Source organism: Rhodoferax sp. LB1P47 (assembly GCF_056521445.1).
On the sequence record NZ_JBWMAU010000020.1, the window covers coordinates 38,567 to 60,631 of the forward strand.

Here is a 22,065-nt window from a genome sequence, read left to right on the forward strand (position 1 = left end):
CAGGTTTGCGGCCCTTCTGCCGGACGCTGCGTAATTCCATCTCCTGTGTCCCGAACGCCCATTTCAACCCCGCGCTGAAACTGGCGACCGGGTTAAGGCCTCTGCCGCATACCCGTTATGCGCAGAGGTTTTTTTTCGCCTTGGGCAGCAAGCCCGCCCGTGTTTTACACAGGTGTCATGGACCGCCAATACGCTTTGGCGGTTCATCCCCCCACACCCCCCAGAAACACAATGAACACACGTCTACCCGCCGCCAGCACTTTGTCCGATCCTGACGATTTCGACAACAACTCCAGCCACAACCGCCACTTGCAAGATGTCGTGGCCACCCCCATGGGCCGCCGCCAGGTGCTGCGCTCCGGCGTGGGCGCACTGGCCACAGCCAGCCTGGGTGGCATGGGCCTCTCGGCCTGCGGTGGAGACGACGACGTGGCCGCGCCACTGCTGCCTCCGGTGCTGGGCTTTACCGCCGTGGCCAAGAGCCTGGCGGATGCCGTCACCGTGCCTACGGGCTACACCGCCACGGTGGTCTACGCCACCGGAGACTCCATCGACAGCGCCGTCACCGACTACAAAAACGACGGCACCGACAGCAACTTTGCCCGCCGCAGCGGTGACCACCACGACGGCATGCACTACTTCGGCCTGAGCGCTGCCGGTCTGCCCACCGTGACCAACAACGACCGCGCCCTGATGGCCATCAACCACGAAGCCATCAACGGCACAGTGCAATTCATGCACCCCGCAGGCCAAACCAACATCGCCGCCACCGCAGGCGCACGCCCCGAGGCCGAAGCGCTGAAAGAGGTGGAAGCCCACGGCGCGTCCATCATCGAAATCAGCAAGACCGCAGGCATTTTTGGCGTGGTCAAGGCCTCCACCTTCAACCGCCGCATCACGCCGCGTACCCCCATGGTGTTTGGCGGCCCGGCCAAAGGCTCTGCCCTGCTGAAAACCAAATACTCGACCGACGGCACAAAAACGCGCGGCATGATCGGTAACTGCGCCAGCGGCTATACGCCCTGGGGCACCTACCTGACCTGCGAAGAAAACTTTGCCGGTTTCTTCCGCCGGGGCGCGGCCGACGACGCACAGCGCAGCGCCAAAGAGCTCACCGCCTTCAAACGCGTCGGCCTGGCCCAGGGCGCAGCCGGTGGCCAGCGCTGGGCCACCGTGGTCCCCGCAGACACCACCAGCACCGAATACGCCCGCTGGGATGCCAGCAAGCTGGGCACGTCCACCGACGGCACAGACGACTTCCGTAACACCCACAACACCTTCGGCTGGGTGGTGGAAATCGACCCCTACGACCCCACCTCCACCCCGGTGAAACACACCGCCCTGGGCCGCTTCGCCCACGAAGGCGCGTGGCCCAGCAACCCGGTAGTCGGCCAGCCGCTGGCCTTCTACATGGGCGACGACTCGCGCAGCGAATACGTTTACAAGTACGTGTCCAACGCGCTGTGGAGCGCCGCCGATGCCAGCCCCACCGACCGCCTGGCCACCGGCGCCAAGTACCTGGACGACGGCGTGCTGTATGCCGCCAAGTTCAACGCCGACGGTTCGGGCACCTGGCTCAAGCTGGACCTGAGCAACACCGCCATCAGCGGCAACACCGCCTACGCTTTTAGCGACCTGGCCGACCTGCTCATCAACGCCCGCCTGGCCGCCGATGCCGCCGGAGCCACCAAGTGCGACCGCCCCGAGTGGACGGCGGTAAACCCACGCAATGGCGAGATCTACATCACCATGACCGAAAACCCCGACCGGGGCAGCGTGGGCACCACCAGCGGCAACAACAACCCCAACCCGTATGTGGACCCGGCCTTCCCCCGCTACTGGCTGGACAATAAGGGCGTGTCCACCCAGAACGCCACCGCCACCACGCTCAAGGGCAACGTCAACGGCCAAGTGATGCGCGTGCGCGAAACCGGCAACCTGGCATCGGCCACCGCCTTCAACTGGGACATCTACCTGTTCGCCAGCCAGGCCACGGCCGACATCGGGCTGGACAACGTGAACTACCTGGCGAATGTGAACCTGTCGGGCCTGAGCAGCATCAACGACCTGTCCAAGCCCGACGGCTGCTGGTTCTCCAAGGCCAGCGGCATCCTGTGGATCGAAACCGATGACAACGCCTACACCGACGTGACCAACTGCATGCTGCTGGCCGCCGTACCTGGCAGCTACGGCGACGGCGGCAAGATCACCGTGACCAACCAGGCCAACGGCAAACCCGGCACCGCAGGCACTGCCCCGGTGGTGGTGGACACCTACGCGGGCAAGAAGATGAACGACACCATCTTCCGCCGCTTCCTGACCGCCCCGCTGGGTTCCGAGGTGACGGGCGTGGCCGAGTCGCCTGACGGCAAGGCGCTGTTCATCAACATCCAGCACCCCGGTGAAAACACCGCTACAGCCAACATTGCCGACCCAAGCAAGTTTGAAAGCCACTGGCCCGGCAACGGGGCTGGTGTGGCCGCCTACGGCCCCGGTGGCAGCACCGCCCGCCCCCCGTTCGGCCACGGTGATGATCACCAAAAACGACGGCGGTGTGATCGGTTTGTAGCCCCCATGTGCAAAGCCACGAAATTTCGTGGCTTTGCACAAGCAACGCACGAGCGCACCCACCGCCGCCCAGGTGCGAGCACTCTTCTCCCCAGGAAAGCGCAGCGAATCCCCCTTAGCCTGGGGGGTGTGCCATCTCAGCAAAATGAGCAGGTGGCTAGAGGACGCATCCGTATTGCCGGGTTTATGCCCCTGCCGCAACCCATGCTACAGGGGCTTTTTTGTGGGCGCTAGGAACGTATTTACGGTTGACGCACCACCACGGGCTGCACGGTAAACACGTTGGCCGACTCCACGTCCACAGCCACTTGCACCCAGTGCAGCGACGGACTCCCGAAGGTTTGCAGGCGGGTCAGATTGGGCAGCATTTTGGTGGGGCTGTACAAGGGTTTGTCGAGCTTGAAGAAGTGCGTGTCGCCGTGCACAAACAGCACCTGGCCCGCATACTGCTCAGTTTCTTTGACGACGGCTGCCATGAAGTTGCGGTAGCCTGCGTGGCCCAGGTCGGTGCTCTCGTCCACCTCTTCGGTTTCGGGCAGGTCAAAGCCGGGGTCGGCTTGCAGCACCAGCACGATGCCTCGGGATTTTTGCGCTTTGGCTTGGGCGAAGGACGCGGCCAGCCAGGCGATGTTGGCGGTGTCGCGCTCTAGATATTCGGCATTGGCGGCATCGCACTCAGGGGTTTTCCGCACGCTTTTGGCGCTGCATTCCTTGGCGTTGAGCACCAGGTTGTTGTTGCTGCCGGGCACATTCAGGCCGACGAACACCACACCGCCGTGGTTGAAGCGGGTGTTTTCCACGTACTTTTCACCCAGCTTGCCCTGGTGCTCCAGCGGCATCTGGGTTTGGCCCAGGCTGTTCAGGGTGGGGAACATCACGCGGCGCAGGGTGGCCAGGCGCTCCAGGGAGTCATAACCGCCGTTGTTCACGCGGTGGCAGTCTGTCCACTCGTTGTCGCCGGGCACGTAGACCACGGGTTTGGCCATGCTGCCAAACATGGCCAAGGCATCAGTGAAGATGCCGTCGGTGCACTGCGAGCTGCCGTCTTTGATGTCGCCGTCGTAAAGCGAAAAGGCGATGTCCGACTGGTTGATGCTGCGCAGCACGGCGGGCAGCTTGCTGTCGTCACCCGCCTTTTTGTAGGGCATGTCGCCCCACAGGCCAAAAGAATAGCCCCGTGGCGCAGACGGCCCGGTGGAGGCACACGACACCAAACTGAGCGCCACCACAACGGCTGCAAGACTTTTAACAAACATGAAATGCCTTGGATAAAAGATTGGCACTCTAGGGTTGGTGTGTGACAACCGGGTGACAAAACACCCAGCTGGGGACGTTACTTGGGCAGCACTTCCAGGACCACAACTCAGCCCGGCTCAGCCCCCGACTTCTTCACCAATGCGGCCCAGCGCGGGATCTCGCGGGCCATGTGGGCGGCTAGCTCTTCGGGGCTGCTGGCCACGATATTCATGCCCAGTTGGCCTTCCAGCTTGGCTTGTACATCGGGCAGCTTCAGGGCTTTGACGATCTCGGCGTTCAGGCGCTGGACGATGGCTTTTGGCGTGCCCTTGGGCGCGTACACGGCCTGCCAGGAGGTCATCTCGAACCCGGCAATGCCAGACTCGACCATCGTGGGCAACTCGGGGGCCAGCGCAATGCGCTTGCCGGTGGTCACGGCGATCAACTTCAGCCGCCCCGCCTTGGCCAGCGGCAGCGCGGCGGTCATCTGGTCGAACATGAACGGCACCTGACCTGAGGCCACGTCGGTCAGCGCAGGCGGCGTGCCTTTGTAGGGCACGTGGGTCAGTGGCACGCCGACCATGTCGGCAAACATTTCGCCCGCCAGGTGGGTGGAGGTGCCCGCGCCAGAGGAGGCGAACAGGCGCTTGCTGGGGTCTTTTTTCAGCAGCGCGACCAGCTCGGCCACGGTGTTCACGCCCAGGCTGGGGCTGATGATCAGCACGTTGGGCAGAGTGGCCACCAGGCACACCGGCTCGAAGTCTTTCACCGGGTCGTAAGACAGGTTTTTGTACAGGCTGGCATTGATGGCGTGGGTGCTGATGGTGCCGCCCAACAGGGTGTAGCCATCGGGCGACGCCTTGGCCACATACGACGCGCCGATGCCGCCGCCCTGGCCGGGCTTGTTCTCCACCACCACCGACTGGTGCAGCGCATCGCCGATCTTTTGCGCCAAGGTGCGGCCAATGATGTCTGTGGAACCGCCCGGGGTGAACGGCACCACGTAGCCGATGGGCTTGGCGCTGGGCCAATCGTTGGCCCAGGACAGGCCGGGCAGTGCGGCCAGCGCCATCAGCGCATGGCGGCGGGTGGTGAGGATGTGCATGTGTGTCTCCTATTGTTTTGGGGGGAAATCAGCGGCCGTTGGCCGCGCGCCAGGTGGCGAAGTCAGTGCGCGCCTGTGCGTCGGTGGGCGGGTACAGCCCGAGGATGGAGCGGCCGCCCAGCACCTGTCGGGTCACAAAGTCTTCAAACGCGGTCATCTCGGTGGCCTCCAGCGCGATCGCATCGGCCAGGTGGGCGGGGATGACGATCACACCTTCGCCATCACCCACCACCACGTCGCCGGGGAACACCGGGGCATCACCGCAGGCTATGGGCACGTTGATGTCCAGCGCCTGGTGCAGCGTGAGGTTGGTGGGGGCCGAGGAGCGCTGGTGGTAGGCGGGCATGCCGAGCTTGGCGATGTCCGGCGCATCGCGGAAGCCGCCGTCGGTCACCACCCCGGCCACGCCGCGCACCATCAGGCGCGACACCAGAATGCCGCCCGCCGAGGCCGCCCGGGCGTCCTTCCGGCTGTCGATCACCAACACCGCACCGGGCGGGCATTCCTCCACCGCCTTGCGTTGCGGATGGCTGCGGTTTTGGAACACGTCGATGGTGTTCAGGTCTTCCCGAGCCGGGATATAGCGCAGGGTGTAGGCCTCGCCCACCATGTTCGGCAAGTTCGGGTTCAGCGGACGCACGTCCTGGATGAACTGGCTGCGCAGGCCGCGCTTGAACAGGGCGGTGCACAGGGTGGCGGTGCTGACTTTGGCAAGCAGCTCTCGGGTGGTGGGGTTCAAGATGGTCTCCAATGGGATTTAAAAAATATCGGGTTCGCCAACCGGCGCGCCGAATTCGGTTTCCAGAAAGTCGAAATCAGCGCCCTTGTCGGCCTGCATGATGTGGCGCGAGAACATCCAGCCGTAGCCGCGCTCGTAGCGCTTGGGCGGGGGCTGCCAGGCAGCGCGGCGGGTGGCGAGTTCTGCGTCACTCACCTCCAGATGGATGCTGCGCGCGGCCACGTCCACGGTGATCAGGTCGCCGGTTTTCACCAAGGCCAGCGGGCCGCCGATATAGGCCTCGGGGGCGGCGTGCAGGATGCAGGCGCCGTAGCTGGTGCCGCTCATGCGGGCGTCCGACAGGCGCAGCATGTCGCGCACGCCCTGCTTCACCAGCTTGGTGGGGATGGGCAGCATGCCCCACTCCGGCATGCCAGGGCCACCCTGCGGCCCGGCGTTGCGCAGCACCATGATGTGCTCGGCGGTCACATCCAGGTGCTCGTCTTCCACCGCCGCCTTCATGCTCGGGTAGTCGTCGAACACCAGCGCCGGGCCGGTGTGTTTGAGGAACTGCGGGGCGCAGGCGCTGGGCTTGATGACCGCGCCGTCGGGCGCGATGTTGCCGCGCAGTACGGCCAGCGCGCCTTCTTGGTACAGCGGGTTGTCTAGCGTGCGGATCACGTCGTCGTTGAACACCAGTGCTCCGGCGATGTTGTCGCCGATAGGGCGGCCGGTGACGGTGGCCGCGTCCAATTGCAGGTACTGCGCCATGCGGTGCATCAGGCCCGGCAAGCCCCCGGCGTAGTAGAAATCTTCCATCAGGTAGGTGTCGCCGCTGGGCCGGATGTTGGCCAGTACCGGCACGCGGCGGCTGAAGGCATCGAAATCGTCCAGACCCACGGCGCAATCGGCTCCGGCGCGGCGCGACATGGCCACCAGGTGGACGATGGCGTTGGTCGAGCAGCCCATCGCCATCGCCACGGCAATGCCGTTCTCGAACGAGGCACGGCTCAGCATGCGCTGCGGGGTCAGGTCTTCCCACACCATCTCGACGATGCGGCGGCCGCTTTCGGCCGACATGCGCGGGTGGTTGGCATCGGGTGCCGGGATACTGGAGGCCCCGGGCAGGGTCATGCCAATGGCTTCGGCAATCCCCATCATGGTGGCGGCGGTGCCCATCGTCATGCAGGTGCCGTGGCTGCGGGCGATGCCGCCTTCCACGCCAATCCACTCGGTCTTGCTGATCTTACCGGCGCGGCGCTCGTCCCACAGCTTCCAGGCATCCGAGCCAGAACCGAGGATCTGGCCGTTGTAGTTGCCGCGCAGCATTGGGCCTGCGGGCAGGTAAATGCAAGGCAGGCCCGCACTGATGGCACCCATCACCAGGCCGGGCGTGGTTTTATCGCAGCCGCCCATCAGCACTGCACCGTCCACCGGGTGGCTGCGCAACAGCTCTTCGGTTTCCATGGCCAGCATATTGCGGTAGAGCATGGTGGTGGGCTTGACGAAGGCCTCGGCCACCGAGATGGCGGGCAGTTCCACCGGAAAGCCGCCCGCTTGCAGGATGCCGCGCTTCACGTCTTCCACGCGCTGCTTGAAATGGCTGTGGCAGGGGTTCAGGTCAGACCAGGTGTTGACGATGGCAATCACCGGCTTGCCCGCCCAGTCGATGGGCGCGTAGCCCATTTGCATGATGCGGGAGCGGTGGCCGAAGGAGCGCAGGTCGTCGGGTTCAAACCAGCGCGCGCTGCGCAGGGAGTCGGGGGTGCGGTGTGTCATGAAAAGCATTAAAACACTAATATATTAGCTGAGTCAATGCGAGAATTCCCGGCTATGAATGTGCAAGAAAAAGTTCGCCTCGACCGCTCCCGCCAGGCAGCCCCCCAGGTGTTTGAGCAGTTGCGCGAGGCCATCGTGTCGCTGGAGATGCTGCCCGGCACAGTGCTGGCGCGGGATGCGCTGGCCCAGCAGTTCAGCCTGAGCCAGACCCCCATCCGCGACGCGCTGATGAAACTGGGCGAAGAGGGCCTAGTGGACATCTTTCCGCAGCACGCCACGGTGGTCAGCCGCATCGACATTGGTGCGGCCCAGCAGGCGCACTTTTTGCGCAAATCCATCGAGCTGGAGGTGGTGCGCACCCTGGCCAGCACCGCCGACGATCTGCTGGTGGCCCGGCTGCGCACGCAGATTGCCCTGCAAGTGGCGATGATCGGTGCCGCCGACTACCGCGAATTTGTGGCCGCCGACCAGGCCTTCCACCAGCAGATGTATGCCGCTGCGGGCGTGCCCGATTTGTGGAGCATGGTGCGCCGCATCTCCGGCCATGTAGACCGCCTGCGCCGCCTGCACCTGCCCAGCGCGGGCAAGGCGCAGGCGGTGGTAGACGACCACACCCGCATCGTCGATGCCATTGCCCAACGCGACCCGCAGACGGCACAGAGCGCGCTGCGGGCCCATTTGTCTGGCACGCTGGGGCAGCTAGACGAAATTTGCCTACGCTACCCCAACTACGTGGCGCGGTAGCTTTACACAGGCTTTGCCTGCCCTGTGCAAAGCCTGTTGGCAGGGTCTGTAAAGTGGGCCAAGGCGCTTTACATGCCTTCACCAACCCATGCCCAAGAACAAACTTCTGCGTTACTTCCTGCTCGCCCTGGCCGTATTGGCCCTGGGCATTGCCGCCAAACTGGTGTTCTTCTCCGCCGCCAAAAAGCCCGACTTTGTGACGGCTACTGCTGCCCTGGCGGATCTGGAGCAGGCGGTGTTGGCCACCGGCACGGTGCAGGCGTTCAAGCAGGTCAGCGTGGGTGCGCAGGCCTCCGGGCAGATCAAGTCGCTGAAAGTCGCCTTGGGCGACACGGTCAAAAAAGGCCAGTTGGTGGCCGAGATTGATTCGCTCACGCAACACAACAGCCTGCGCAATGCCGAAGCCGCGCTGGCCAACGTGCAGGCCCAGTTGCTGGTGAAGCAGGCCAGTCTGAAGCAAGCCGAACTCAGCTTCCAGCGTGAAAAAACCCTGCTGGCCGCCGATGCCAGCGCCCGCGCCACCTTTGAGTCGGCCGATGCCGCGCTGCAAACCGCCCGCGCCGAAGTCACGGTGGTGCAGGCCCAAATTACCCAGGCCAAACTGACCGTCAACACCGCCCAGCTGAGCCTGGGCTACACCCAGATCCTGGCCCCGATGGATGGCGTAGTGGTGGCCATCGTGGCGCAAGAAGGCCAAACGGTGAACGCCAACCAAACCACGCCCACCATCATCAAGCTGGCGCGGCTGGACACCATTACCGTCAAGGCGCAAATCTCCGAGGCCGATGTGGTGCGCGTCAAGCCGGGGCAAAAGGTGTACTTCACCATCTTGGGTGCGCCCAACAAGCGCTACACCACCACCCTGCGCACGGTGGAGCCCGCGCCAGACTCGATCCTGACCGACACCACCAGCACCACAACCACCAGTGCCAGCGCCATCTACTACAACGGGCTGCTGGAAGTGCCCAACCCCGACGGCCAGTTGCGCATCTCGATGACGGCGCAGGTCAGCATCGTGCAAAAAGAGGCCGAACAAGTGCTGACCATTCCCTCGGCGGCACTGGGCGAGCGCAGCCGCAAGAAAGGCAAAGAGGGCGGCCAGGATGGAGGTCAAGAAGCCACCGTGCGGGTGGTCAACGCCGCAGGCCAGGCCGAGCCGCGCCAGGTCAAGACCGGACTGAACAACAACATCAACGTGCAAATTCTGGAAGGCCTGGCCGTGGGCGACCGCGTGGTGGTGAGCGAAGCGCCTGCGGCAGGTTCAGCAGGGGCCTCGGGTAGCAGCAGTGCCCGCTCGGCCATGCGTCCACCTCCAGGAATGTGAACATGGACACGCCACACACCAGCCCGCTGCTGGAACTCACCGCCTTGTGGCGCAAGTTCCCGGCGGGCGAAGACACCATTGCCGTTTTGCGCGACGTGAACCTGCGCATCCACGCGGGCGAGATGATTGCCATCGTCGGCGCGTCCGGCTCGGGCAAGTCCACGCTGATGAACATCCTGGGCTGCCTGGACCGGCCCACCACCGGCTCCTACCGGGTGGCCGGGGTGGAGACCGGCCAGCTCGATGCCGATGCCCTGGCAGCCCTGCGGCGCGAGCACTTTGGCTTTATTTTTCAGCGCTACCACCTGCTGGGCGACCTGAGCGCGTTGGGCAATGTGGAAGTGCCCGCTGTTTACGCAGGCAAAGACAGCGCCGCACGGCATGAACGTGCCGCCGCGCTGCTGGGCCGCCTGGGCATGGCCGACCGCCTGCGCCACAAGCCGGGCCAGTTGTCTGGCGGGCAGCAGCAGCGGGTGAGTATTGCGCGCGCGCTGATGAACGGCGGCAGCGTAATCCTGGCCGACGAGCCCACCGGCGCACTCGACAAGCACAGCGGTGCCGAGGTGATGAAGATCCTGCAAGAGCTGCACGCCGAGGGCCACACCATCATTTTGGTGACGCACGACATGCAGGTGGCCGAGCACGCCCAACGCATCATCGAGATCAGCGACGGCGAGATCGTGGCCGACCGCCAAACGCAACCCGCCAGCGCCGCCCCGGTGCTGCCCGCGCCGCCAGCAGGCAGCAACGGCTGGGGGGCTATTTGGGGGCGCTTCAGCGAAGCCTTCCGCATGGCGCTGCTGGCCATGCGGGCGCACCCGCTGCGCAGCTTTTTGACCATGCTGGGCATCATCATCGGCATTGCCTCGGTGGTGTCGGTGGTGGCGCTGGGCGAGGGCTCGCGCTTGCAGGTGCTGAAGAACATCAGCTCCATTGGCACCAACACCATCGAGATTTTTTCGGGTAGCGGCTTTGGCGACCAGCGTGCCGGGCGGGTGCGCACCCTGGTGCCCGCCGATGCGGATGCGCTGGCCCAGCAGGTGTATGTGGACAGCGCCACCCCCATGGCCTCCAGCGCGGCCACACTGCGCTATGGCAACGTGGCAGTCACCGGCAACATCAACGGCGTGGGCGAGCAGTACTACCGCGTCAAGGGCATCACCCTGGCCCAGGGCACGTTCTTCGATGCCACCAGTGTGGCCAGCCTGGCGCAAGAGGTGGTGATCGACGACAACACCCGCAAGCAACTCTTCCCCACCATGCCCAACCCGCTGGGCCAGGTGATTTTGCTGGGCAGCGTGCCGTTTCGGGTGGTGGGCGTGGCGCAAAAAAGCGAATCCGGCTTTGGCAACCGCGAGGCGCTGAACGTCTACATCCCCTACACCGCCGCCATGCGCCGCGTGCTGGGGCAAAGCTACCTGCGGTCGATCTCGGTGCGGGTGAGTGACGATGCCTCCAGCGAAGCCGCCGAGGCCGGCATCAACCGCCTGCTCAAGCAGCGCCACGGCACGCAGGACTTCTACACCTTGAACACCGACACCATCCGCCAGACGATAGAGAGCACCACCCAGACCATGACCCTGCTGGTCTCGGCCATCGCGCTGATCTCGCTGGTGGTGGGCGGCATCGGGGTGATGAACATCATGCTGGTGTCTGTGACCGAGCGCACCCGCGAGATCGGCGTGCGCATGGCCGTGGGCGCGCGCCAGAGCGACATCCGCCAACAGTTTTTGATCGAGGCCGTGCTGGTCTGCCTGCTGGGCGGCGTGCTGGGCATCGGTTTGTCGCTGTTGATTGGCTGGGGCTTCAGCCAGAGCGGCAGCAGCTTCCAGATGGTGTATTCCACGGCCTCCATGGCGGCGGCGTTTGCCTGCTCCACCCTGATCGGCGTGGTGTTTGGCTACCTGCCCGCCAGCAATGCGGCCCAGCTCAACCCGGTGGACGCACTTTCGCGTGAGTAACCCTATGCACTCTTTCAAACCCCTGCTTCTTTCGGTTCTGGTCCTCGCGGGCTGCGCCACCTCGCAAGCGCCGTACTCCGCGCCTGCAACCCAGTTGCCTACCCAGTGGCAATACGGCACGGCCACCGCCCCCGCCAGCACCGGTGCGTGGTGGAAAAGCTTCCACGACCCGGCACTCGACCAGCTGATCGACCAGGCCCTGCTGCGCAACAACAACCTGGCCGCCGCCACCATCCAGGTGCGCCAGGCCCAATTACTGGCCGGGCTGGCCGAGCACCGCCCCAGCTTCAGCGGCAGCCTGAGCACCGGAGCCAGCCGCGCCTTGAATGGCAACGCCAGCACCAGCCGCAGCAGCGGTGCCAGCCTGGGTGTGGGCTATGAGATCGACCTGTGGAACAAGCTGGGCAGCCAGCGCGACGTCGCCCTGTGGGAAGCCCGCGCCACCGAACAAGACCGGGCGGCCACCGCCCTGGCCCTGGTGGGCACCACGGCCCAGCTGTACTGGCAACTGGGCTACCTGCACCAGCGCATGGCCGCCAACCAGCAAAACATCGCCAGCGCCGACACAACCCTGCAACTGGTGCAAGCCCAGGCCAACGCCGGGGCCGTGGGCGGGCTAGAGCTGGCCGAGGCCCGGCAAAGCCTGCTGGCCCTGCAAGCCAGCCACACCACCCTGCAACAACAGGCCGTGGCCGCCAACACGGCCCTGGCTTTGCTGTTTGACACCGCCCCCAGCGCGCTGCCCAACCTGCCGCAAACCCTGCCCAACAGCGCCCTGCCCGAGGTCGCCGCAGGCCTGCCCGCCGAGCTGCTGGCCCGCCGCCCCGACCTGCGCGCCGCCGAACTGCGCCTGCGCGAGAGCCACGCCAGCATCACCGCCACCCGCGCCAGCTACTACCCGGCACTGTCGCTCACCGGCGCACTGGGCACGTCCAGCACCTCGCTGTTGAACCTGTTGAGCAACCCGGTGGCCAGCTTGGGCTTAGGGCTCAGCCTGCCGTTTTTGAACCAGAAAGAGATGGACCTGAACATCCAGATGGCCCAGGCGCAAAGCGAAGCCGCCGTGGTCAACTTTCGCCAAACCCTGTACACCGCGCTGGGCGATGTAGACAACGCCTTGTCCGCCCGCCAACAGTACCGCGCCCAGGCCGTGCTGCTGGCGCAGGTGCTGCAAGCCGCCAGCCAAGCCGAGCGGCTGTACGAGGTGCGTTACCGCGCCGGTGCCGTGGCCCTGAAGCCCTGGCTGGACGCCCAAACCGCCCGCCGCAACGCCGAGATCGCCCTGGCCGAGAACCGCCTGAACCAGTTCACCAACCACGCCACGCTGGTGCTGGCGCTGGGTGGGGATACGGTACCAGCGACCGCCCCTTAATGCTATATTTATAATAGCTACTAACGCATATATCTATTGCGCTAAAGGCCCATTTTGCTTAAACCATCCAGTCGGCCTGAGAAGGACATACGTCACACGTACATGCGTGCCCACGTGGTGTTGTTAGCCGGCGGAACCGGGCCAATGACGGGTGCAGTCGGTCCGTACACCCCGACGTGGGCCCAGGCTTGGTTTTGGCGCGCTGCGATGGCGACCGCCGCAGCGAAACCGGCGATCCCGCTGGTGCAAGCCGATATGTAGACATTGGCTGGTGTTGCGCCTGGGGCCATATTGCTTTGGATCAGTGCCAAAAAGGTCGTGGCGTTCACATCCACACCGGTTCCAGCCTGGTCGTTACCGATCTCGGTGTCGTGTCCATGGGCAATCACGACAATGGTTTCCCCATGGGGAATGCGCAAATTCATGGCACTCACTTGGACCCACGTATAGCGGTGGGCAATCGGATTCCATGCGGGATTGAGCGGGGTGTTGATGATGTCCAAATCGGTGGACATAGTGATGGCGATGGTCATGGTGGTACCTTTGAAAAATCTATTTTTCGATCAATGGGTGGTCTTCATGCGCGGCAGACCCCGCCGTGGCGCACAGCGGCTGGCGGGGTTGCGTACGAGATGCAGCGACGGACGGTTTATGCCTGTCCGGCTTCGACATCTACGGCGCGGGTGTCGCCGGGCCATACGCCGAACAAATCGACGTGGCGCACGCCACTGATCCACTGTCCGCGCGGGCTCTTCCATTGGAGCTGGTGTTTTTCCGTCGACATCACACCGCGAAAACCCAGCTCGAGCGCAAGGTTGCTCGCGTCCAGCGGGATATCGCCAAATGTCACCGTCAGCCCACCCGAAGCCGTGCCACTGTCGGTCTTGTGTCCGCGCGGTGTGTCGTACTGGAGTGTTGCGTCAACGATGTACGTGCCGCCGTGGGCATTGCTAATGACCAGCTGGTACGCACCAATGTGCGTGATCCAACGCGGTAGCAGCAAACGCCCGTCAAAGGACGCAAAGGTGTAGGCCAACGGCGCTGATTTTTGGGCCAACACACCCGCCTCGCTGGGCCACAGGTGTTTATCGACGCTTTTGCTGGAACTGACCGAAGTGAACGAGCCTTTGCCCTTGACCTCACCCACCATCTTTTGCACAGCGGACGCAGACCCTTTCAGCGAAAAAGTGTTGTCGCTGGCCATGGAGCCCACATTCAAGCCACTGCGGGCGTACAACACGCTGGTAATAATGCCAAAGCCTTGCGCGATACCTTTGTCCGAGCCCATGCCCGATTGAACCGCACGCTGGACCAGCCAATCCAGGTGATCGGCGAGCACCGCATCCGGGTTGTTCAATACCATCTCCGAGTCCAACGCACATTTGGACACCATCGACCCCTCGCGGCCGAACTTCCATGCGATCTCCAAAGCGGCCTTGGCCGTGATGCCCGTTTCCGGGTCCGTGACTTCCGCGCCCAGGTCCACCTCGCTCTCGGTGCGCGAGACCTCGCTGGACATCGTGTCCCAGTCCGAACTCACCGGGTTGCGTATGAAGTTGCCTTGGCTCACGCCAGGTATGGCATCCGCAATTAACTTAAAAGTACCGGTCAAGGGGTCCAGGATGCCGACGGCGCCAGGCGCCACCTCACTGCTCAGCGTCCAGTTGCCCCAGCGGTCCGGGCTGGATTTTCGAATGAGCTGCGTAAATTGTCCGTTCCAATTAATCATGTCTTCTCCGTAAGGGTAGTGAATGAAAAAGGCCATTGCACGGTTGCAACCGATCGCATGGACGCAGCCGCAAAGCGCATGACGCACGACAGGGATGGGCGGTCTTGTCTTGCGTCGCCACGATGGTGCGCGTCGGTTTTCCCGGTGGAAATAACTCCGATGGCGTAGTGGCAGAACCAGGACTTACGCAAGCCCCTCTGTGCGCCCAGCGGCATGCCACATCAGCGCCGCCATGCCATGTACGCGGATGGACTTCATCGCGTTCTCGCGGTGTTTGCGCACCGTTGCGGGACTGATGTTGAGGCACCTGGCAATTTCTTTGCTGGTCAATCCTTGCGCCAGAAATGCCACCACTTGCCGCTCTCGTGCGCTGAGCCGAGAAAGTGCCCCTGGGTCTGGCACATCGCCATCCGGCGCTAGCGTGCCGATGGCAAATGCCACCAGCTGCGCCGTGCTGTGCAAGCCCAACTTGCGCAGGATGTTGCAGCGGTGCTTACGCACGGTGAAGGGCGCAATGCCCATCACCGTGGCGATTCCCTGGCACGACCGGCCGCTGCCAATCCAAGCGAGCACCTCGCCCTCCCTGGCCGTCAGCCCGACAACGCGCTCGCCCTTGCGGGGCACAGCATCGGCATCTGGCACAGGGGCGGGTTGCGGCTTCCAGGCGCGGCAATAGCGATAGACCAGGCTCTTGCCACCCGCAAAGCCCAGGGCACGCAGAGCATCCACATAGCTGCCAATGCTGCGTCGATCACGCTTGTCACACCCGCTGTCGGCTGTGAGCCAGCGCGCCAGATGGTCTACGTAGGCATCCAGCAAGCCCGGCGACGGCACACGTTGCGGGTAGCACGGCTCCACCACGTTTTCTGGCTCGGATAGCCAGCGTTTTGCCGTGTTTCTGGAGATGCACAGCCGTCTGGCGGCTTCGCGTACCGAGACACCTTCACGCTGCACCATGCGCCGGAGCGCCCCGAGGGTTTCCACGTTGATCACGCACGCCCCCCGCTGACTGGTTTAGCAGGGTAGACGGATCACGTGGCTCAGTTTTGAATGGGAAATCGCCTCAGAATAGTCCCAACATTTACGTACCAGAACGTCGTAAGGTTCAAAGTTGCTTGAACCCTTGAGTCGGCCTTAGAAGGACATACGCAACACGTGCATGCGTGCCCACGTGTGTCGTGGGCCGGAGGGACTTGACAGACACCGAGCCGCAGCTATTTGCTGCGTAAAAATTGAACGCTTAAATGCCCAGCGCCGCTTCGATCGCCTTTTCCAGGCTCTTGGGCGTGTCGGTGGGGGCGTAGCGTTTCAGCACCTGGCCGTCTTTGCCGATTAAGAATTTGGTGAAGTTCCACTTGATGAACTGGGTGCCCAGCACACCAGGGGCTTGGGCGCACAGCCACTGGTAGAGCGGGTCGGCCCCGCTGCCGTTGACCTCGATCTTGGCCATCATCGGGAAGTCCACGCCGTAGTTGCGTTGGCAGAAGCTGGCGATCTCGCCGTTGCTGCCTTTGTCTTGCGCGCCAAACTGGTTGCAGGGGAAACCCAGCACCACCAGACCCTTGGCCGCGTAGCTTTGGTGCAGCGCTTCCAGCCCGGCAAATTGCGGCGTGAAACCGCAGGCGCTGGCGGTGTTGACAACCAGCAGCACCTGGCCTTTGAATTGCGACAGGGCAACGGGCTGGCCGTCGATACCGGTGGCGGTGAAGTCGTAGAGTGAGGTAGTCATGCCGGGGATTTAAGCAGAAACGGGGCTCAGTCGCTGCGGGCCGCGAGTAGTGCTGCCAACACAATCAGCCCGGCCCCCAGCAACGTGCGCAGCGACAGGCTGGCGGCCCCCAGGGCGATGGACGATGCGCTGGCGAACACCACTTCGGTCAGCATCACGATGGAGGTGGTGCTGGTGGGCAGGCGCGAAGCACCGTATTGCAGGCCCAGGTTGCCGATAAAAAACGCCACCCCCAGGGCCACCACGACCAGCAGCGTGCCGCTGTGCTCCAGCATCGGTGGTAAGGCGGGGACCATGCCGAACTGCCCGGCTATGCCTGCGGTTAGCCCGGCCACCAGCACGCCACCGGCAAACATGGCGGCCATGCGCTCGGTGCCAGGCACGGCGTGCAGGCGTTTGAGCAACACATTGGTCAGCGCAAAACCCAGGCCACCCACAATGGCCAGCACATCGGCCATCGAAAAATCCGCTACCGCCGCGCTACTGGTCGGCCACAGCACCACCAGCACGCCCGCCACGGCCAGCGCCAGCCGCATCAGCGAGGCGCGGGTGGGGCGCTCGCCCAGCAGGCCCCAGGCCAGCAATACCGCCCAGCCGGGCATCAGGTAGAACAGCAGCACCACCCGCACCACGTCACCAATGGCCACGGCCCAGTTGAAGCAGACGTTGGTCAGGCCGGTGGCCAGCAGCAGCCACCACAGCCCAGGCTGGCGCAAGCCTTTCCAGGCGGCGGGGCGGATGGCCAACAGGCCCGCCAGGGCAACCGTAAAGAGCAGCGCGGTAGACCACAGCGGGTGCAGCCCGGCGTTCTGCAACTGGCGAAACGGCCACCACGACACGCCCCAAATTAAGGCGTTGAGCAGCAGCGCCAGAACCGGCAGCAGAGCGGGTGAACGCACTTCAGTGTGTGTTATCGGTGCGGGCCAGCATCAAGAGATGCTCGACCTCGTCCTTGTGCTTCACGCAATTGCTGGCGTGCCAGCGCTGGATCAGCCACATGAACCCGGCCACCACCAAACCAAAGGCCGTGATGGCCCCGAACGACGACAGCCCCATGCCAGTGGAGACGGTGTAGAACGCGCCCAGCGCCAGGATGCACAGCTGTTCGTTGAAGTTTTGCACGGCAATCGAGCGGCCCGCGCCCATCAGGTTGTGGCCACGGTGCTGCAGCAAGGCGTTCATCGGCACCACCATAAAGCCGCCCAGTCCGCCCAGAATGATAAGGAAGGGCACGGCGATCCAGACGTTGTCGATGAAGTTCATCAAGATCACCAGCAGGCCCATTGCCAAGCCCAGCGGGATCACCTTGGTGGCCGTGTCCAGCCGCATGCGCATGGAGGCCGCCACCGCCCCCACGGCGGTGCCAATCGCCACCACACCCAGCAGGCTGGTGGACTGGGTGATGCTGTAGCCCAGGGCGGTGGCGCTCCAGGCCAGCACGATGTATTTCAGATTGCCGCTGACACCCCAGAACAGGGTGGTGGTGGCCAGGGTGATCTGGCCCAGCTTGTCGTTCCACAGCCGCGAATTGCAGCGCCAGAAGTCGGGCAGCAGCACCAGGTAGTTGCGCGGCATCGGGCGCATTTCAACCCCGGTGTCGGGAATGCGGGTGTTGAACCAGGCTGCCAGGGCGTACACCGCTATCAGCACACTGATGGCGGCCTGCGGCGGGGTGCTGATACCGGTGTCAATGAGCGGAAAGTCCAGCCCCAGCAACTTACCCGACAGGATCGGGCCCACCAGTTGGCCGCCAAACAGCACGCCCAGAATGATGGAGGCAATCGTCAGCCCCTCAATCCAGCCATTGGCCTTGACCAGTTGCGAGGCCGGCAACATCTCGGTCAGGATGCCGTATTTGGCGGGCGAGTAAGCAGCGGCACCCAGGCCAACGATGGCCGTGGCCACCAGCGGGTGTGCGCCAAACAGCATCATCCCGCAGCCCACCATCTTGATGGCGTTGCTGGCCAGCATGACCCGGCCCTTGGGGTAGGCATCGGCCAGAGCACCCAGCCAGGGGGCCAAAATGACGTAAAACAACGCGAACATCGGCACCAATGCCGCTTGCTGCCATTGCGCACCGCCGCTGCCTCGGATCATGGCCACCGACGCGACAAAAAGCGCTTGGTCGGCCAGTGACGAGAAGAACTGGGCCGACATGAGGGTAAAGAAACCGCGCTTCATTAAATAGTAGTAACGGCATCAGCGTGGCTGATGCGGGTTGATTTAAGCCATGTCTCTAAAGAAGTGCGGGTTATATCACGTGGCGGAATGCCAAAATCCCCAATATCCCCAGACTGCCGCCGCACTGACCCCGCCACCACCCCGCAACCCCGCACCGCCGACCTGAACGGACCCCGCCCATGCCCCGCCCCATCCAAGCCACGATCCACACCGATTCCTTGCGCCACAACCTGGCCCGTACCCGCGCCGCTGCGGGCGATGCCCGGGTCTGGGCAGTGGTCAAGGCGAATGCCTACGGCCACGGCATTGAGCGGGTGTTTGAAGGTCTGCGCGGTGCCGATGGCTTTGCCTTACTGGACCTGAACGAGGCCGAGCGGGTGCGGGCGCTGGGCTGGCGCGGCCCGGTGCTGCTGCTCGAAGGCGTGTTTGAGCAACGCGATCTGGAGCTGTGCTCGCGCCTGGACCTGTGGCACACGGTGCACTGCGATGCCCAGATCGACATGCTGGCGATCCACAAAACCAATCTGCCGCACCGCATCTTTTTAAAAATGAACACCGGCATGAACCGGCTGGGTTTTTCGCCCGCGCGTTACCGCTCCGCCTGGACCCGGCTGAACCTGCTGCCGCAGGTGGACGAGATCTCGCTGATCACCCATTTCAGCGATGCCGACGGCCCGCGCGGCATTGCCGAGGCGATGGCGGTGTTCAACACCTTCACCGAAGACCTGCCCGGTGAGCGCAGCGTGGCCAACAGCGCCGCCACTCTGCGCCACACCCCTGGCGGCCCGCTGCAACAGCCCGCGCTGGCCGCCCAGGTGGCGGGTGACTGGGTGCGCCCGGGCATCGCCATTTACGGCAGCGCACCCGACTTCCCCGCCCACAGCGCGGCCGACTGGGGCTTGCTGCCCAGCATGACGCTTGCTGCAAAAATAATAGCTATACAAGAACTAAAGACGGGCGCTAGCGTGGGATATGGTTCAAATTTTGTGGCCGACCAAGCGATGCGCATCGGCGTAGTGGCCTGCGGCTATGCCGACGGTTATCCGCGCATCTGCCCGACCGGCACACCGGTGCTGGTCGATGGCGTGCGCACCCGCACCCTGGGCCGCGTCAGCATGGACATGCTGACTGTCGACCTGACCCCCGTGCCCCAGGCCGGCATGGGCAGCACCGCCACCCTGTGGGGCCGTGCCGCCAATGGCGCGGTGCTGGCGATCGACGAAGTGGCGCAGATGGCGGGCACCGTGGGCTACGAGTTGATGTGTGCGCTGGCGCAGCGGGTGCCGGTAGTGGTGGATTGACGTTACAAGACTTTTAGGCCGCTGGCGAAGGTGGGATAAGCGCTGGCAGCTCTGCTATTGGTAGCATGTAATTGTTTTTGACCTTGACGTAGTGCTCGGCCGAGTAGCGCAGAAACGCCAGCTCTTTGTCGTTCAGCGCACGCACTTTGACCGCCGGGCGGCCCACGTACAGATAACCGCTTTCCAGTACCTTGCCCGGCCCCACCAGGCTGCCCGCACCCACCATGCAGCGCGGCTGCACCACCACATCGTCCATCACGATGCTGCCCATGCCGATCAGGCAGTCGTCGCCAATCTGGCAGCCGTGCAGGATGACCCCGTGGCCAATCGTCACGTAATTGCCGATCACCAGCGGCGAACCCTCAGGCTTGGCGGCACTTTTGTGCGACACATGGCCCATGGACAGGTCCTGGATATTGCTGCTATGGCCGATGCGGATGCGGTTCACATCGCCGCGCAGCACGGTGTTGCACCAGATGGAGGAGTCGGTGCCAATATGTACGTCGCCGATGACCTGGGCCGAGGTGTGGACGAAGGCGCCGTCAGTGAGCTGGGGGTGGGTGTGGAGGTAGGGGGATAAAGGCATAGGAAGTCGGGTTTTAGACGGTTGGGGTGGCTGTATTCGGTGGAAACGGCCTGTGAGATACTTTAAATGGATACATGCCATGCTGCGGTTGCAGGCATATCTACCCTCTACTTTGCGCCATCCCAAGGGCATATCGGACGGACGCAGTGCCTTCTGCGTCGCCAGCACAGATTTTTATGTCCACCCGCAAATCGCTGTTTTTCTCATTTTTAGACCGTTATGCGAGCCTGGCCATTTCCATAGGTTCGTCTATGGTGATTGCCCGCTTGCTGACCCCCGCCGAGATTGGGGTGTTCTCGGTCACGATGGTGCTGTTGGCATTTGTGGCCACGGTGCGGGACATGGGAGCAGGTTCTTATCTGGTGCAAGAAAAAGAACTCACCACCGACCGTATCCGGGCGGTATGGGCGGTGCAGCTCGGTTTGGGGTTGGCTCTGGCCTGCGTGGTGCTGCTGGCCAGCTACCCGGTATCCGTGTTCTACCAAGAGCCGCGCATGGCCAACATCATGTACGTCATCGCGTTGAACTACGCGGTCAATCCCTTTGGTTCTTTGACCTACGCCTGGTTGATGCGGGAAATGCGCTTTAAAAGTATTGCCGTGATGCGGTTTTCTGCGGCACTGGTGGGTGCGCTGGTATCGACAGGGCTGGCCTGGGCAGACTATGGCCCCATCAGCTTGGCGTTCGGTTCCTTGGCATCTATCGTGGTCAACGCCTTGTTGGCGGTGTACTTTCGACCCACGTCTTTTCCCTGGATGCCCGGTGTGGGCGAAATCAAACGCGTGTTGTCCTTCGGCTCGAAAATCACCGGAACGAGTTTGGTCGGCGTGTTGTCCTCTGGCACATCGGAGCTTTTGCTGGGCAAACTGCAAGATTTAACGGCGGTTGGCTTGTATTCGCGTGCGACGGGCCTGGTGCAGATGTTCCAGCGCTTGTTTGTCGATGCAGTCGGCGTGGTCTGCCTGCCTTGGTTTTCCAAGCAGTTCCGTGAACAGGGTGGTTTTGTGGAGTCCTACATCAAAGCCACCGTGTATGTCAGCGCCTGTGGCTGGTCGTTCTGTCTCGTGGTGATCTGTTTGGCCCATCCCCTGGTGCGATTTTTGTACGGTCCGCAATGGGACCAAGCGGTGGATTTGGCGCGGTTTTTGGCAGTGGCGGCCGCGTTTGCGATACCCGCCATTCTGGGCCAAGTCGCCTTGTTGGCTGCCGGTGCGGTGGCACCGATGGCCCGCCTGACGGTGGTGTGCGCGCTGCAAAACGTGGGCTTTATGGCCCTGGGCGCGTATCTAGGACTGTGGGCAATGGGATTTGCCGCCATCCTCTCTGCCATCGTGGCATCGGGTCTGTGGATGCGCACCACGTCAAAGCATATTGGTCTGTCGTTACCCCAGCTTATTCCCGGTATGCGCCAGAGCGCTTTAGTGGCGCTGCTCGCGGGATTGGGGCCATTTCTGGTGCTGTGTTTTTATGGGCCGTATCCCGATGCCGTACTGGCACCTTTGTTTCTGGGCAGTCTGGGCGGGTTGGTGGGGTTTGTAGCGGGTGTTTTTTTGTTCCGACATCCTTTGCAAAAAGAGTTCGGGACGCTGTGGTTCCAGTTACGGCAAAAACTACGTTAAGGCAACGCTGAACAAGGCCGTTCAAAACGCGTTGTCGAGGTGCTGAAACCCAGAAACCACCGAATCCGGCCAAAACGCCCCGTTCTCTAACCCCGTTGGGCACGGTTTACGGG

General features: G+C 63.4%; 18 protein-coding genes. 7 read left to right on the top strand and 11 right to left on the bottom strand.

Going from position 1 to position 22,065, the window contains the following annotated elements:
• Window positions 1-231 precede the first annotated feature (231 nt).
• The gene (locus AC0969_RS17520; protein WP_479625443.1) at window positions 232-2,802 is read left to right on the top strand and encodes a PhoX family protein; all 2,571 of its coding nucleotides are present in this window, start codon (window positions 232-234) and stop codon (window positions 2,800-2,802) included.
• Between the two features lie 8 nt (window positions 2,803-2,810).
• Here the strand turns inward: AC0969_RS17520 and AC0969_RS17525 are convergent, their stop codons facing one another.
• The 4 genes from AC0969_RS17525 to araD all read right to left on the bottom strand — a co-directional run bounded on the left by AC0969_RS17525 (window position 2,811) and on the right by araD (window position 7,406).
• Entirely contained in the window at window positions 2,811-3,824 is a 1,014-nt protein-coding gene (locus tag AC0969_RS17525) for a hypothetical protein (RefSeq protein WP_479625444.1), read from the bottom strand.
• 107 nt (window positions 3,825-3,931) lie between these two features.
• Entirely contained in the window at window positions 3,932-4,909 is a 978-nt protein-coding gene (locus tag AC0969_RS17530) for a Bug family tripartite tricarboxylate transporter substrate binding protein (RefSeq protein ID WP_479625445.1), read from the bottom strand.
• Window positions 4,910-4,937: 28 nt separating this feature from the next.
• Complete coding sequence (locus tag AC0969_RS17535; RefSeq protein WP_479625446.1) at window positions 4,938-5,648, bottom strand: ribonuclease activity regulator RraA; 711 nt, start codon at window positions 5,646-5,648, stop codon at window positions 4,938-4,940.
• A gap of 18 nt (window positions 5,649-5,666) precedes the next feature.
• Window positions 5,667-7,406 (bottom strand): L-arabinonate dehydratase, encoded by a 1,740-nt coding sequence (gene araD, locus AC0969_RS17540; protein WP_479625447.1) that lies wholly within the window; start codon window positions 7,404-7,406, stop codon window positions 5,667-5,669.
• Window positions 7,407-7,460: 54 nt separating this feature from the next.
• Here araD and AC0969_RS17545 point away from each other — a divergent pair, with 54 nt between their 5' ends.
• The 4 genes from AC0969_RS17545 (at window position 7,461) to AC0969_RS17560 (ending at window position 12,807) form a co-directional block, all read left to right on the top strand.
• Window positions 7,461-8,150 (top strand): GntR family transcriptional regulator, encoded by a 690-nt coding sequence (locus AC0969_RS17545; RefSeq protein ID WP_479625448.1) that lies wholly within the window; start codon window positions 7,461-7,463, stop codon window positions 8,148-8,150.
• Window positions 8,151-8,238: 88 nt separating this feature from the next.
• The gene (locus AC0969_RS17550; RefSeq protein ID WP_479625449.1) at window positions 8,239-9,474 is read left to right on the top strand and encodes an efflux RND transporter periplasmic adaptor subunit; all 1,236 of its coding nucleotides are present in this window, start codon (window positions 8,239-8,241) and stop codon (window positions 9,472-9,474) included.
• 2 nt (window positions 9,475-9,476) lie between these two features.
• Window positions 9,477-11,435 carry a MacB family efflux pump subunit gene (locus AC0969_RS17555; RefSeq protein ID WP_479625450.1) on the top strand — a complete coding sequence of 653 codons (1,959 nt, stop codon included), beginning with the start codon at window positions 9,477-9,479 and terminating at the stop codon, window positions 11,433-11,435.
• Window positions 11,436-11,439: 4 nt separating this feature from the next.
• Window positions 11,440-12,807 (top strand): efflux transporter outer membrane subunit, encoded by a 1,368-nt coding sequence (locus AC0969_RS17560; RefSeq protein ID WP_479625451.1) that lies wholly within the window; start codon window positions 11,440-11,442, stop codon window positions 12,805-12,807.
• 92 nt (window positions 12,808-12,899) lie between these two features.
• On the opposite strand, the gene AC0969_RS17565 is transcribed toward AC0969_RS17560, so the two are convergent.
• The 6 genes from AC0969_RS17565 to lplT form a co-directional block, all read right to left on the bottom strand.
• Entirely contained in the window at window positions 12,900-13,340 is a 441-nt protein-coding gene (locus AC0969_RS17565; RefSeq protein ID WP_479625452.1) for a hypothetical protein, read from the bottom strand.
• Between the two features lie 116 nt (window positions 13,341-13,456).
• Window positions 13,457-14,419, bottom strand: coding sequence for a hypothetical protein (locus tag AC0969_RS17570; protein WP_479625453.1), 963 nt, complete (start codon window positions 14,417-14,419; stop codon window positions 13,457-13,459).
• Window positions 14,420-14,719: 300 nt separating this feature from the next.
• On the bottom strand, window positions 14,720-15,529 hold the full coding sequence (locus AC0969_RS17575) for a LuxR C-terminal-related transcriptional regulator (protein WP_479625454.1): 810 nt from the start codon (window positions 15,527-15,529) through the stop codon (window positions 14,720-14,722).
• Window positions 15,530-15,776: 247 nt separating this feature from the next.
• Window positions 15,777-16,265 carry a glutathione peroxidase gene (locus AC0969_RS17580; protein ID WP_479625455.1) on the bottom strand — a complete coding sequence of 163 codons (489 nt, stop codon included), beginning with the start codon at window positions 16,263-16,265 and terminating at the stop codon, window positions 15,777-15,779.
• Window positions 16,266-16,291: 26 nt separating this feature from the next.
• The gene (locus AC0969_RS17585; RefSeq protein WP_479625456.1) at window positions 16,292-17,164 is read right to left on the bottom strand and encodes a DMT family transporter; all 873 of its coding nucleotides are present in this window, start codon (window positions 17,162-17,164) and stop codon (window positions 16,292-16,294) included.
• A 1-nt stretch (window position 17,165) separates the two neighbouring features.
• The gene (gene lplT / locus AC0969_RS17590) at window positions 17,166-18,446 is read right to left on the bottom strand and encodes a lysophospholipid transporter LplT (RefSeq protein ID WP_479625457.1); all 1,281 of its coding nucleotides are present in this window, start codon (window positions 18,444-18,446) and stop codon (window positions 17,166-17,168) included.
• 179 nt (window positions 18,447-18,625) lie between these two features.
• Here lplT and alr point away from each other — a divergent pair, with 179 nt between their 5' ends.
• Window positions 18,626-19,747, top strand: coding sequence for an alanine racemase (gene alr / locus AC0969_RS17595; RefSeq protein ID WP_479625458.1), 1,122 nt, complete (start codon window positions 18,626-18,628; stop codon window positions 19,745-19,747).
• A 13-nt stretch (window positions 19,748-19,760) separates the two neighbouring features.
• Here alr and AC0969_RS17600 read toward each other — a convergent pair whose 3' ends face one another.
• Window positions 19,761-20,333, bottom strand: coding sequence for a gamma carbonic anhydrase family protein (locus AC0969_RS17600; RefSeq protein ID WP_479625459.1), 573 nt, complete (start codon window positions 20,331-20,333; stop codon window positions 19,761-19,763).
• Between the two features lie 176 nt (window positions 20,334-20,509).
• On the opposite strand from AC0969_RS17600, the gene AC0969_RS17605 reads away from it, so the two are divergent.
• Window positions 20,510-21,952: an oligosaccharide flippase family protein gene (locus tag AC0969_RS17605; protein WP_479625460.1), complete on the top strand. Its 1,443-nt coding sequence runs from the start codon at window positions 20,510-20,512 to the stop codon at window positions 21,950-21,952.
• Window positions 21,953-22,065 lie beyond the last annotated feature (113 nt).